General features: G+C 62.6%; 12 protein-coding genes. 6 read left to right on the forward strand and 6 right to left on the reverse strand.

Annotated elements, in window-relative coordinates; translation table 11 throughout:
* Positions 1-8 precede the first annotated feature (8 nt).
* Positions 9-1,397, reverse strand: coding sequence for a DNA repair protein RadA (gene radA, locus HB376_RS08735; RefSeq protein ID WP_213763132.1), 1,389 nt, complete (start codon positions 1,395-1,397; stop codon positions 9-11).
* Between the two features lie 61 nt (positions 1,398-1,458).
* Positions 1,459-2,529, reverse strand: a complete 1,071-nt coding sequence (alr, locus tag HB376_RS08740) for an alanine racemase (RefSeq protein WP_213763134.1) — start codon at positions 2,527-2,529, stop codon at positions 1,459-1,461.
* Between the two features lie 515 nt (positions 2,530-3,044).
* Between alr and lplT the strand changes: the two genes are divergently transcribed.
* The 4 genes from lplT to thiD all read left to right on the forward strand — a co-directional run bounded on the left by lplT (position 3,045) and on the right by thiD (position 6,741).
* Positions 3,045-4,352: a lysophospholipid transporter LplT gene (lplT, locus tag HB376_RS08745; protein WP_213763135.1), complete on the forward strand. Its 1,308-nt coding sequence runs from the start codon at positions 3,045-3,047 to the stop codon at positions 4,350-4,352.
* Between the two features lie 133 nt (positions 4,353-4,485).
* Positions 4,486-5,301 (forward strand): hydroxyethylthiazole kinase, encoded by an 816-nt coding sequence (gene thiM / locus HB376_RS08750; RefSeq protein ID WP_213763137.1) that lies wholly within the window; start codon positions 4,486-4,488, stop codon positions 5,299-5,301.
* A complete protein-coding gene (gene thiE, locus HB376_RS08755) occupies positions 5,301-5,927 on the forward strand; it encodes a thiamine phosphate synthase (protein ID WP_213763138.1) in 627 nt (208 codons plus the stop codon). The genes thiM and thiE overlap by 1 nt, the downstream gene beginning before the upstream one ends.
* 7 nt (positions 5,928-5,934) lie before the next feature.
* Positions 5,935-6,741, forward strand: a complete 807-nt coding sequence (gene thiD, locus HB376_RS08760) for a bifunctional hydroxymethylpyrimidine kinase/phosphomethylpyrimidine kinase (RefSeq protein ID WP_213763140.1) — start codon at positions 5,935-5,937, stop codon at positions 6,739-6,741.
* A 53-nt stretch (positions 6,742-6,794) separates the two neighbouring features.
* Here thiD and HB376_RS08765 read toward each other — a convergent pair whose 3' ends face one another.
* From HB376_RS08765 to tsaB, 4 genes are read right to left on the reverse strand one after another with little or no spacing between them, the layout of a single operon-like run.
* The gene (locus tag HB376_RS08765; protein WP_346730466.1) at positions 6,795-7,763 is read right to left on the reverse strand and encodes a DUF1853 family protein; all 969 of its coding nucleotides are present in this window, start codon (positions 7,761-7,763) and stop codon (positions 6,795-6,797) included.
* Complete coding sequence (locus HB376_RS08770) at positions 7,760-8,746, reverse strand: uracil-DNA glycosylase (RefSeq protein ID WP_213763144.1); 987 nt, start codon at positions 8,744-8,746, stop codon at positions 7,760-7,762. Before HB376_RS08770 ends, HB376_RS08765 begins: the two co-directional genes overlap by 4 nt.
* Entirely contained in the window at positions 8,733-9,227 is a 495-nt protein-coding gene (rimI, locus tag HB376_RS08775) for a ribosomal protein S18-alanine N-acetyltransferase (protein WP_213763146.1), read from the reverse strand. Before rimI ends, HB376_RS08770 begins: the two co-directional genes overlap by 14 nt.
* Positions 9,224-10,087, reverse strand: a complete 864-nt coding sequence (gene tsaB, locus HB376_RS08780) for a tRNA (adenosine(37)-N6)-threonylcarbamoyltransferase complex dimerization subunit type 1 TsaB (protein WP_213763148.1) — start codon at positions 10,085-10,087, stop codon at positions 9,224-9,226. Before tsaB ends, rimI begins: the two co-directional genes overlap by 4 nt.
* Before the next feature lie 203 nt (positions 10,088-10,290).
* Here tsaB and HB376_RS08785 point away from each other — a divergent pair, with 203 nt between their 5' ends.
* Positions 10,291-10,560 (forward strand): acyl-CoA-binding protein, encoded by a 270-nt coding sequence (locus HB376_RS08785; protein WP_213763519.1) that lies wholly within the window; start codon positions 10,291-10,293, stop codon positions 10,558-10,560.
* A 487-nt stretch (positions 10,561-11,047) separates the two neighbouring features.
* Positions 11,048-12,730, forward strand: coding sequence for a DEAD/DEAH box helicase (locus HB376_RS08790; RefSeq protein WP_213763150.1), 1,683 nt, complete (start codon positions 11,048-11,050; stop codon positions 12,728-12,730).
* Positions 12,731-12,829 lie beyond the last annotated feature (99 nt).

Raw genomic sequence — 12,829 nt, forward strand, 5'->3', positions numbered from 1 at the left:
GAGTTGCTTCAGGCCAGCGACCGCACCCGGTCTATCGCCTCTTCAATCCGATCGACCGCAATCACTTCCAGCCCGTCGATAGGTTGCTTCGGCGCATTCGCCTTCGGAATCAGCGCGATCGAAAAGCCCAGTTTCGCGGCTTCCTTCAGACGGTCCTGACCGCGCGGCGACGGTCTGATTTCACCCGCCAGCCCGACTTCGCCGAACACGATCAGACCCTTGGGCAACGCCTTGTTACGCATCGACGAATGGATCGCGAGCAATACCGCCAGATCGGCCGCGGGTTCCGTGATCTTCACGCCGCCCACCGCGTTCAGGAATACATCCTGATCGAAGCACGCAATGCCCGCGTGCCGATGCAACACGGCCAGCAGCAATGCAAGCCGGTTCTGCTCCAGCCCCAAGGCGAGACGGCGTGGATTCGGGACATGCGCGGTATCGACAAGCGCCTGCACTTCCACCAATAACGGCCGCGAACCTTCCTGCGTCACCAACACACACGAACCAGGCACGCTCTGCTCATGCTGCGATAAAAACAGCGCCGATGGATTCGCCACGCCACGCAAGCCGCGCTCGGTCATCGCGAATACGCCAAGTTCGTTCACCGCGCCGAAACGGTTCTTGAACGCACGCACGAGCCGGAACGATGAATGGGTGTCGCCTTCGAAGTACAGCACCGTGTCCACGATGTGTTCAAGCACGCGCGGCCCGGCGAGGTTGCCTTCCTTCGTCACGTGCCCGACCATGATGATGGCCGTGCCCGTCTGCTTCGCGATCCGCGTGAGTTGCGCCGCGCATTCGCGTACCTGGGCGACCGATCCCGGCGCTGAAGTCAGCGCTTCGGAATAAACGGTCTGGATTGAATCGATGACCGCAACTTCCGGCCGTTCTTTATCGATCGTCGCCTGAATTCGTTCAAGCTGGATTTCCGCCAGCAAGCGCAAATCAGGCGCTGCCTTGCCGGAATCGCCTAGCAGGCCGAGCCGCTGCGCGCGCAACGCGATCTGCGCGCCGGACTCTTCGCCGCTGATATAAAGCGCTGGCCGCTCACGGGCGATCTCCGCCAGCGATTGCAGCAGCAACGTGGATTTTCCGATGCCTGGGTCACCGCCGATCAGCACCACGCCGCCGGCCACCAGGCCGCCGCCCAGCACCCGGTCAAATTCGCCGATACCCGTGGTAAAGCGCGGCACGTCCGACGCTTCGATCTCCGACAAACGCTGCACCGGAGAGGTCTTCGCGAGTGATTGAAAGCGATGCGCCGACGGCGATTCCGCCACCGACTCGACCAGCGTGTTCCACGCTCCGCATGCGGGACATTGACCTTGCCATTTCGGCGCCTGGCCGCCGCAATCGGTACATACGTACAGTGTCTTGACCTTCGCTACTTTCGCCACTCGCCTTCCTGAATTCCGTCGTTATTGCGTCGTTACCTACCCAAACAAGCCAGCGAACGCTCTATTCCGCCCGCATCGGCACGCGCGGCGAGACCGCGCACATCAACTCATAACCGATCGTGCCGCACGCAGCCGCCACGTCATCGATCAGCAGCTTCTCGCCCCACAACTCCACCGGCGTACCAACTCCCGCCGTCGGAACCGGGGTCAGGTCGACCGTCAGCATGTCCATGGAGACACGGCCGACAATCCGCGTCGGCACGCCATCGACGATAACCGGCGTGCCTTCAGGCGCCACTCGAGGATAACCGTCCGCATAACCGCACGCCACTACGCCGATCCGCATAGGACCTGTAGCCGAGAACACCGACCCATAGCCGACCGACTGACCCGCCGGCACCGTCTGCACCGCGATCAGCTCGGACGCAAGCGTCATGGCGGGCCGCAATCCGGTCGTGGCGATATCGGCCGTTTTGCCCGACGGCGAAGCGCCGTACAAAATGATGCCGGGCCGCACCCAGTCGAAATGCGACGCCGCATGCCACAGCGTGGCCGCGGAGTTGGCGAGGCTGCGCGCGCCAGCGATACCTTCAGCACCGCGTTCGAACGCTTCGAGTTGATGACCGATGCCGCGCGGACCGTCGGCGTCGGAGAAATGGGTCATCAGCGTGATCTGGCCGACACCCTGTACTGCCCGCGCGCGTTCCCACGCTGCCCGGAAACGCTCCGGCGTGTAACCTAGCCGGTTCATGCCGGTGTTCATTTTCAACTGGATATTGACCGGCTTCGACAGTCGCGCCATTTCCAGCATTCGCAACTGTTCATCGCCATGCACTGCTGTGGTCAGGCTGTAGCGATCGATCACGTCGATATCCGTCGGTCGGAAAAAACCTTCCAGCAGCAGGATGGGGCCAGCCCAGCCCAGCTCACGCAACTTGACCGCTTCTTCAAGGTCGAGAAGGCCAAAGCCGTCCGTTGCGCGCAATCCGGGGAACGCTCGCGCTACACCGTGGCCATATGCATTAGCCTTGACCACGGCCCATATCTTGGATTTCGGCGCATGACGGCGTGCGACGGCGAGATTGCTGGCAAGTGCGGCGGTGTGGATCGTGGCGGATATCGGGCGCGGCATGGGAGGTCGGTTGGAAAAAACAGGTGATTATGCAAGAACGGGGTGCAGCTCGACGGTTGCCGGAACGCTGCGTGACTACCCCGGCACGGAGGCGGCCGATCGTGCCCTATTCATTGGGATCGATTCATGATCTCTCGGAAGCGATACCGGCCGCCTGGCGTTGATCAGCCAGCGATCGATCATTGCATCTGATGGCCACTTGGCAATAGCCCGTGCACATGATGATAAATTCGAAAAGTACCGATAGCCAGGCCAATTGCTGAATCAGTACCCGAATCAATACCTTATCGCTACCTTGCAGACCGGTGACGTTCCGGCCTGAACGTCCGCGAATTGTCATGCAGGTTACTGCTAGTCAGAATGCGCCTATTTTCGTGTTATAAAGCCGTGCACACAACCCATTTCGAACAGAAATTGCCTGAACGGGAGCCTGAGCGCAAAGCCGGACGCGAGCGACGAGCGCGCCGTGTGCGAACGGGGCGGATTACCCGCAGTGCGGACTAGCATCGGATCAGATGAAAAAAGGTTTTTACACCATCATGGCCGCGCAGTTTTTCTCGTCGCTGGCCGACAACGCCCTTCTGATCGCTGCGATCGCCCTGCTGAAAGATCTTCACGCTCCGAACTGGATGACACCGCTGCTCAAGCTGTTTTTTGTGCTGTCATACGTTGTTCTGGCCGCTTTCGTGGGTGCCTTTGCAGACTCGAGACCGAAGGGCCACGTGATGTTCGTCACCAACTCGATCAAGGTCGTCGGCTGCCTGACGATGCTGGTCGGTGCGCATCCGTTGCTCGCCTACGGCATTGTCGGATTCGGCGCCGCTGCGTATTCGCCCGCGAAATACGGCATTCTCACCGAGCTATTGCCGGCTGACCGGCTGGTCGCGGCGAATGGGTGGATCGAGGGCACGACGGTAGGTTCGATCATCCTCGGCACCGTCATGGGCGGTGCGCTGATCAGTCCGCACATCGCCTCGCACATTCTCTCCCTGCACATTCCGAAGGTCGATACCCCCGCCGAAGCCGCCATGCTCGTGATCGTGCTCATGTACATTGTCGCGGCCATCTTCAACCTGCGGATTCCCGACACCGGCGCGCGTTATCCGAAGCAGGAGCATCGTCCGCTCAAGCTGATCACCGATTTCGCCGATTGTTTCAACGCGCTCTGGCACGACAAGCTCGGCCAGATCTCGCTCGCCGTGACCACGCTGTTCTGGGGCGCGGGCGCGACGCTGCAGTTCATCGTGCTCAAGTGGGCGGAAGTCTCGCTCGGCATGTCGTTATCGGAAGCCGCCATTTTGCAGGCGATCATCGCCGTTGGCGTCGCGGTCGGCGCTATTCTCGCGGCCGCCCGCGTGCCGCTGAAGAAGTCGCTTTCCGTGCTGCCGGTCGGCATCATGATGGGCGTTGCGGTGATGCTGCTCGCGTTCTATTCGAAGCATCTGTTTCCCGTGCACTGGGGCATCTATTTCGGCCGGATGCACATTCCGGGTTACCTGATCGTCGCGTATATCTTCCTGATGATCGTCGGCGGGCTGTCGGGCTTTTTCGTGGTGCCAATGAACGCACTGCTGCAGCATCGCGGCCACGTGCTGTTGTCGGCGGGTCACTCCATCGCGGTGCAGAATTTCAACGAGAACCTCTCGGTGCTCGTGATGTTGTGCCTGTACGCGGTGCTCGTCTGGCTCGACGTACCGATTCAATTCGTGATCGTGCTGTTCGGCACCTTCGTCTGCCTGATGATGTACTTTGTCATGCGGCGGCATCAGGCGAATCAGCGGGCCTTCGATTCGGTCGCGCTGATCGGCGAGTCGCGGCATTGAGCGGCGACTTCGGAATGGTCAGTGCGTACGGATTGCGCCTGACCTGACCCAATCAAAGCTTGAAATCACACCGGGCGCCCAGCCGCCCGGCGCGCGATAATCCTGTTACCACCATTTTCTTTACACCCTGCCCATGCTCGCCGCCGATCTCTATTCGTTCGCCGTGCGCGTGCGCGAACGCGCGCCGCTTGTCCACTGCCTGACGAATCTCGTTGTCACGAATTTCACGGCGAACGTGCTGCTCGCGCTGGGCGCCGCACCCGCCATGGTCATCGCCCGTGAGGAAGTGGGTGAATTCGTGCCGTTGGCCAATGCGGTATCGGTGAATCTCGGCACGCTCGACTTGCCGCAAAGCAAGGCGATCCGCGCCGCGGTAGAGGCCGCCAATCGCGCGCACAAACCGTGGGTACTCGATCCGGTGGCGGTCGGTCCGCTGAGTTTTCGTACGGCATTCGCCTTTGATCTGCTCGATGCACATCCGGCCGTGATTCGCGGCAACGCGTCGGAGATCATCAGCTTGTCGGGCGGCGAATCTAGCGCACGCGGCGTCGACAGCACCGCTTTCGCCGAAGCCGCGCTCGACGCAGCCCAACTCCTCGCGCTGAATACGGGCGCTGTAGTGGCGGTCACGGGTCAGACCGATTACGTCACCGACGGCCGCCGCACGGTCGCGTTATCGAATGGATCGCCGTTGATGACACGCGTGACCGGCGTGGGCTGTGCGTTATCAGCGACGGTCGCGGCGTTTGTGGGCGTTGCCGATAACGATGACCGTTGGGCCGCAACGGTCGCCGCGATCGCCTATTCGAGCATCGCGGGCGAATTGGCATCGCGCGACGCTGCATTGCCCGGCAGTTTCGCGGTTGCGTATCTCGACCGGCTGGCATCGCTTGATGCAAACGAATTCGCCGCCACGCTCGTGTCGCGTGATGTCGTGCCCACCGCGTGATGAACCTCGATCTCGCGCTGTATCTCGTCCTCGATCCCGTCCAGTGCGGCGGCCATGCACGCGCGCTCGATGTGACCCGGGCGGCGCTCGATGGTGGCGTCACGATCGTGCAGCTGCGCGCGCCCGAGTGGCATAAACGCGCGTGGCTAGACCTCGCGCTCGATCTGCTGCCGCTCACGCGCCGGTATGGCGTGCCGCTCATCATCAACGACCACGTGGATGTCGCGCTCGCGGCCGGCGCCGATGGCGTGCATATCGGCCAGAACGACTTGCCACCCGATGTCGCCAGGAAGCTGCTGGGGGCGCAGGCGCTGATCGGGCTATCGGTATCGAATGCCATGCAGGTCGATCGCGCCAACACGCTGGGCGCCATGATCGATTACGTGGGCGTAGGGCCGGTATTCGATACACCGACCAAGCCGGACGCGTCGGCGGCATGTGGCATCGACGGCCTCGCCGCGCTGTGCGCGCGCTCTGTTCATCCGACGGTGGCTATCGGCGGCATCCAGTTGCACAACGCCGCCGATGTCAAACGCGCGGGGCCGGGCGGTATCGCGGTGGTATCTGCGATCTGCACCGCTGCCGACCCGCATCTCGCCGCGCAACGATTGCTGGCATCCTCCTGAAAATCTCATGACCCATTCGATCCCCAACGTCCTCACCATCGCCGGTTCCGATTCCGGTGGCGGCGCGGGCATCCAGGCCGACCTCAAGGCATTCTCGGCGCTCGGCGCTTACGGTTTGTCCGTTATCACCGCCCTCACCGCGCAGAACACGCGCGGCGTGACGGCGATCCATACGCCCGACGCGTCGTTCGTCACCGCTCAGCTTGACGCCGTTTTCGACGACATCCGCATCGATGCCGTGAAGATCGGCATGCTCGCCAATGCCGATGTAGTGCGCGCGGTAGCGGCGGCGTTGCGCCGGTATCGGCCGGTGCATGTGGTGCTTGATACCGTGATGATTTCCAAGAGCAATCACGCTTTGCTTGCGCCGGATGCAGTGGCAGCACTGCGCGATGAACTGCTGCCGCTCGCGACGTTGGTCACGCCGAACTTGCCGGAAGCGGCTGCGTTATTGGACGTGGCATCAGCCGAAGACGAGGACGCGATGGTGCGCCAGGGCGAAGCGCTGCGGGCGTTGGGCGCGCGGGCGGTATTGATGAAGGGCGGCCATCTAAGTTCCACCGATAGCCCCGACTGGCTGATCGAGGACAGCGGCGCGCTGCGGCTTGGCGGGCCGCGCGTGCCGGTGAAGAATACGCATGGGACGGGGTGCACGTTGTCGTCATCGATTGCGGCGCTGCTGACCCAACGCGACTCGCTCGCTGCCGCTACCGCCGACGCCAAACTCTATCTGACCGGCGCGATCGAACAAAGCGCGCGGCTGGAAGTCGGGCACGGAGTTGGCCCGGTGCATCATTTTTTCAGGTGGTGGTGAGGGTCGCTTTGCTACACGCGAGCTCGACCCGGCTTAACGCTGTTTAACCCTGTTTACCCGGCAAAGTCAGCGGCGCGCGCCGGCCATTCATCGGGCACGATAAAACCGCGCGAATGCTCGCGCCAGACATTGCCGGCGGCGCAGTCGTGGCCGTCATAACGTTCATAACGAGCAACCATGACCGGCGACGACAGCGTTGCAACGCGCTCAGACAACACCGCAGCCTGCTCCACCAGCGCGTCACTCTCTTGCGCCGATAACGTTCGTTCTGCCATCCATCCCAACCTGGGCAACGAAGCAAACAATCCATCCGTCTTCGAATCCCGCCATTCCGACGCCGTTTTCCACCAGCCTCGCAGATGATCGCCGGCAAGCTCGGGCGGCAGGTTCGACGCGAGAATGCGATAGTCATGGCCGTCATCGCGATAAAACAAGCGCCCTTTGACGAACAACTCGGCGCGCCACGGACCCTCGAAACCGAGCGATGCAAACTCATCGCGCGCACTTAAACCCAGTTGATGATTCAAGAGCCGCGCGTGCTTCAGGTCGAAGCGATCCTGCAGATTCGGACCGACGTAATGAGCGAGCGTAGCGGCCCCCTGACCCTCGCCAATATGCAGATAAAACTTCACTGCGAGTTCCCAGTGCAACCGCTCGCCACGCACGTTCTCCAGCAGGAAGTCGACTTCGCCTAGCGTACGCTCGGCCGTGCGCAATGGGATGTTCGCGGCGATCAACCGCGCGTGCGGGCCATGCATCAGGAAATATTCGAGCAACGCTTCGGCGTAAAAGCCGAGCCGCGTCAGCGACGGTTTGTGAACCTGCGCGTGCAGCGCTGCGGGGTCGCGGTCGAGTGCATCGAGCCAAACGAGTGTGATTTCGCGCTCACTCTCCGTTGCGGCGGGACGCGCGAGCGGCGCGCCCGCGCGCGACACGCTCAGCAAGTCCGGCGAGAACAGCAGCCACGCGAGATCCCGGACGGCGGGATCGTGGAATGACGTGATCCCGTTCGCGGCCGTCACGGGCCGTCTGCCGCCTGCAGCGACTTGCGGTAAGTCGCCTCTGCGAGACATAGATCGGCCCATGCCTTGGCTTTATCGGGGAGACTGCGCAACAAGTAGGCCGGGTGATACGTGACGATGACCGGCACACCTTGATAGTCATGCACCCGTCCCCGCAGCGACGCAATGCTCGCCTCGGTCTTGAGCAGGCTCTGCGCGGCAAACCGTCCAAGCGCAACAATCAGCTTGGGTTTGACCAGTTCGACCTGCCGCTTCAGATAGGGCTCGCAGCGCGCGACTTCATCGAGTTCCGGATTGCGGTTACCGGGCGGGCGACACTTGATCACGTTTGCAATGAACACGTTGTCCTCACGCGATAACGCCACCGCGTGCAGCATGCTGTCGAGCAACTTGCCCGCCTGGCCGACGAACGGTTCGCCCAGCTTGTCCTCGTTCTCACCGGGCGCTTCACCGATCAGCATCCAGTCCGCGTCCCGATCACCCACGCCGAATACCGAGTTCGTGCGACGCTCGCACAAACGGCAGCGTTCGCACACGGCGACGCGAGCGGCGAGCGTGTCCCAGTCGAGGGTCGCGATATCGGCGGCCGTGTCGTCGACGGTTTCCGAAACAGCCAGTGATTGCGGCGGTACATCGTCGAGCCAGGGGAGGTCATCGAAGACTGGCGGTTCGACGGAAGCGATCTTTGCAGGCGGCGCTTGATGCGCGTTGCCCTGGCTCGTCTGCGCGGCGGAAAGAGCGGCATCGAGCGCTGTCAGCGTGTCGAGTGGATCAGCTTTCCGGGCTACCGGCGCGTACGCTTCTTCGACCAGCACACGCGGAGCCGACCGGTGCACCTCGGCGGCGGCATGATCGTGCGCAATCGCCGTCGAGTCTGTCGATTGATCAGGCACGGCCACGGACGTTTCAACCGATGCCGGCCCCCGCCTCACCCAGACCGTTCCCAGTCCGAACTCTTCCAGCATCGACTTATGCAGCGCCATCCACGGCCTCCTTTGAAAACGTCAGACGCATGACGAGTGCATCCTCGCGCGAGCGGTGCCGCGCGGGGTAATAGTTTTTGCGCCGCCCGATGGTGGCGAAACCAAAGCGCTCGTAAAGCTGGATGGCGCGCGGATTCGACGGCCGTACTTCCAGCAGCACGCCCTCGAGTTTCTGATGCCGCGAGATGCGCACCGCTTCGCGCAACAACGTGAGCCCGGCGCCGGCATGTTGCGCCTCGGGCGCGACGCACAGGTTCAGCAAATGCATTTCATCGACAACCGGCATCAGCACGCAATACCCCAGCAAGGTCCCGGTGACATGGCGCAGGCACACGCCGAAATAGCCGTTGCGCAGCGAATCCTGGAAATTGCCACGGGTCCAGGGGAATTCGTAAGCGAGCTTTTCGATGGCGGCGACCTCATCGAGATCAGCTTCCGTCATCGACGACAGATAACGATCCGCCATCAACACGCCGCTCACCGTAGAGGCTCCGTCGCTTGAGCGATCGGAGCGGCGGGGTCGGCATGATCGGCTTGATCTCCCGCAGCGGCAGCTTTGGCGGCACGCGCGTCCATCCGCTCGGCGGTGGTCTGCGCGACCTTGTTGCGTACGTACTCGGGCGCGGCCTGATCGGGCGCGACCGTCCGGCCGGCACGCAGCGCGCGTAAGCCGGCAAGCGCCACGGGCAACGCATGCGGCAGCGCATCGAAATCGATGCGGCACGCCGGAGCGGCCGGCATCGGCAACCGTTCGCCGAAAGCCGCCGCCGCATTGCCCGCCAGCGTGAACGGCTCGTCCGGCAGGACGATTGCCTCGGGCAGATCAAGCGATGCCGCCTGGACCGTGGCCCACTCGCCCGCCGCTCCCGCCCCGGTATCCCAGCGGAAATCCGCCCAGTACGCCTCGTTCATGCGGGCGTCGAGCGCCGCGAGCACGCGTGTTGCCGATGGGTCGTGCAAGCGCGCGAACTCCGCGCAGGCGAGCAAGGTGCCGACCGGCACCACCGGTACGCTCAACCCGAACGCCAGCCCCTGTGCGACGCCGGTTGCCGTGCGCAAACCGGTAAATGAGCCCGGCCCGGCGCCGAACGCGATCGCGGAGCAATCCTTGAGCGTCAGGCCGGCGGTATCGAATAATTCGCGGATCGCGGGCAGCAAGCGCGTGCTGGATACCGGTCCCGTCAATTCATGGCTGAACCAGACGTGGACTTCGCCGGCAGAGTAATGAGGAGCGCTTCCATAAGCCGTCGGCGCGGCGGCGGCCGTCGGGTCAGCGATCAGCAGCGCGACTGAGCAGAATTCGGTCGAGGTATCGAGGGCGAGCAAAACGGTGCGTGTCATGGCCGCTATTGTAATGCGTGCCGTAATGCATGAAGTAACGCGTGAACCGTGACGCTGCGAGCGCCGCGCGGACAATGCCCGCTTGTGCCGGGGATCGGGCCTTGGCCGGGGAGTTCCGGAAGAAACCCTCGACAAGCCCGCGCAACCGGCTTGTTATGATCGTCAGACCTTAACCAGCCTGTCCGGAGAACTGAATGAGCGGAATCAACGAACTCGACGCGCAATTTGCGCTTGCCCAAGCGGAGGTCAAGGAACTGTCCGAACGGCCGGGCAACCTGACGCTGCTGCGCCTCTACGCGCTCTACAAGCAAGCGAGCCTGGGCGATGTGCAAGGTGACAAGCCAGGTTTCGCCGATATCGCCGGCAAATACAAGTACGACGCGTGGAGCGCACTCGCCGGCACGCCGCAGGACACCGCAAAGCAGCAATATATCGGGCTGGTGGAATCGCTGAAAAGCGGCGCCTCGGCGTAAAGTCCGGGAGGGCCGGTGCCGGGCATCCGCTGATTGAGTGCGCGCGGCACTTTACCAAGAGGCAGGCGAAATTCTGCGCCCCGGTAGACCACAAGTTGAATCAAACTGTCTTAAAATCTGGCGCAGCGCAACAATTGCCGCTATACTGTTGCCTGCGCTTCACTGTGACCGGGCGAATTGATGGTTTTAGTCAATTCATTAGCTGATTAACCCGCGCAGCGCGGCGACTCGTAGCGTTTTGCTCCAATCCAGTTTAGAAACTGTCCCCTCCCTGCTAGGCCTTCTCTTCGGCCGATCATGCATCAGGCTGACGACAAAGCCGCCTCGGCCTGTCGAATCCGATACAGCTTCTAACGAAAAGCTCGCCTTTATTGTTGCGAGCTGCCCCCGTTTTTCGATTTGCTCGCTGCTTCTTTGCTCGCTGAATCTGACGACTTGGGTATGCCGATTGGCGCCATACGCCTTATTCCCCGTTTCAAGGATCGACATGACTTCGAGCAACACCCATAGCCCGCTGGACTCCATCGCTGCACTGGCACTCGGCGAAGACACACCCGCCGCGCCGGCAGCATCTGTTTCACCCGCTATCCCCGCCCCCATTTCTTCAGTTGCGCCTGTCGCCGCTGCTATCGCTGTGCAGACCGGCCCGAGCTTCGAATCGCTCGGCCTGTCGCCCGAGATCATCGTTGCGCTGACCGCTTCTGGCTATCAAGTGCCGACGCCGGTTCAGCAGCGCGCGATTCCCGCAGCGCTCGCCGGCCGCGACTTGCTGGTTTCCAGCCCGACCGGTTCGGGCAAGACCGCAGCATTCATGCTGCCGGCTATCGAACGTTTCTCGCAGCTCGAAAAAGCCAAGGCTTCCGCTCCGCGTGAGCCGCATGACCCGAACGCACGCCCGGCCCGCCGCACCCAGCCGGTCGCTCGTCCGACCATGCTGGTTCTGACGCCGACCCGCGAACTCGCCATGCAGGTTACCGCTGCCGCGACCACGTACGGCAAGCACCTGCGCCGGTTGCGCACGGTCAGCATTCTCGGCGGTGTTGCGTATGGCCAGCAATTGATGTTGCTCGCGAAGAACCCGGAAATCCTGGTTGCTACGCCGGGCCGTCTGCTAGACCATCTGGAACGCGGCCGTATTGACCTGTCGCAACTCCAAATCCTCGTGCTCGACGAAGCCGACCGCATGCTGGACATGGGTTTCATCGACGATATCGAAACCATTGTTGCCGCTACGCCGGCCACGCGTCAGACGCTGCTGTTCTCGGCAACCATCGACGGCAAGATCAGCTCGCTGACCGGCCGCCTGTTGAAGAACCCGGAACGCATCGAGATCATCCAAAAGCTCGAAGCGCAGAACAACATTGCGCAAACCGTGCATTACGTCGATGACCGCGATCACAAGGATCGTCTGCTCGACCACCTGTTGCGCGATGCCGGCCTGGATCAGGCTATCGTTTTCACGGCAACCAAGAACGACGCTGACCAACTGGCTATCCGTTTGTCGGACGCTGGTTTTGAATCGGCTGCATTGCACGGCGATCTGCCGCAAGGCGCGCGTAACCGCACGATTCGTGCACTGCGCGAACGCAAAGTACGCGTGCTGGTGGCAACCGATGTCGCGGCTCGCGGTATCGACATCCCGGGCATCACGCACGTATTCAACTACGATCTGCCGAAGTTCGCGGAAGACTACGTTCACCGTATCGGCCGTACGGGCCGTGCTGGCCGCACGGGTACGGCAATCAGCCTCGTGCATCACGCAGAGCAAGGCGCGCTCAAGCGCATCGAGCGTTTCGTGCGTGTGCCGCTGAATGTGAGCGTGATCGCTGGCTTTGAACCGCGTCGCTCGGCTCCGGCCGGCGGTGGCGGTGGTCGTCCTGGCTTTGGCGGCCGTGGCCGTCCGGGCGGCGGTGGCGCTGGTGCGGGTGGTGCAGGTCGTCGCTTTGGTAACGGCGGTGCTGGCAACGGCGGCTCGGCTAAGCCGGGCGGCTGGGGCAACAAGCCGGCAAGCGCCGGTGGTGCTCGCGATTCGCGCGATGGTGGTTCACGTGACGGCTATCGTAGCGGCGGTGGATCGCGTGACGGTGGTTCGGGCTTTGGCGGCGGTTCGCGTGACGGCTATGCAGCACGTCGCAATGACGGCCCGCGCGCTCCGCGTCGTGGCAGCTAAGTCGTAATCAGTGCGGCGCGCGCTTCTTGCGTGTGCCGGCAAAAAGAAAACCGATGCCTCGTGCGTCGGTTTTTTTTCGTTCACGCCCTGAATTTCACA

The sequence above is a fragment of the Caballeronia sp. dw_19 genome (genome assembly GCF_018449515.1).
In the GTDB taxonomy this organism is placed as follows: domain Bacteria; phylum Pseudomonadota; class Gammaproteobacteria; order Burkholderiales; family Burkholderiaceae; genus Caballeronia.

Excerpts from the sequence above, each read along its gene's own strand:
- alr (WP_213763134.1), bottom strand. The coding sequence starts at position 2,529 with ATGCCGCGCCCGATATCCGCCACGATCCACACCGCCGCACTTGCCAGC.
- lplT (WP_213763135.1), top strand. The coding sequence starts at position 3,045 with ATGAAAAAAGGTTTTTACACCATCATGGCCGCGCAGTTTTTCTCGTCG.
- thiM (WP_213763137.1), top strand. The coding sequence starts at position 4,486 with ATGCTCGCCGCCGATCTCTATTCGTTCGCCGTGCGCGTGCGCGAACGC.
- thiE (WP_213763138.1), top strand. The coding sequence starts at position 5,301 with ATGAACCTCGATCTCGCGCTGTATCTCGTCCTCGATCCCGTCCAGTGC.
- thiD (WP_213763140.1), top strand. The coding sequence starts at position 5,935 with ATGACCCATTCGATCCCCAACGTCCTCACCATCGCCGGTTCCGATTCC.
- HB376_RS08770 (WP_213763144.1), bottom strand. The coding sequence starts at position 8,746 with ATGGCGCTGCATAAGTCGATGCTGGAAGAGTTCGGACTGGGAACGGTC.
- tsaB (WP_213763148.1), bottom strand. The coding sequence starts at position 10,087 with ATGACACGCACCGTTTTGCTCGCCCTCGATACCTCGACCGAATTCTGC.
- HB376_RS08790 (WP_213763150.1), top strand. The coding sequence starts at position 11,048 with ATGACTTCGAGCAACACCCATAGCCCGCTGGACTCCATCGCTGCACTG.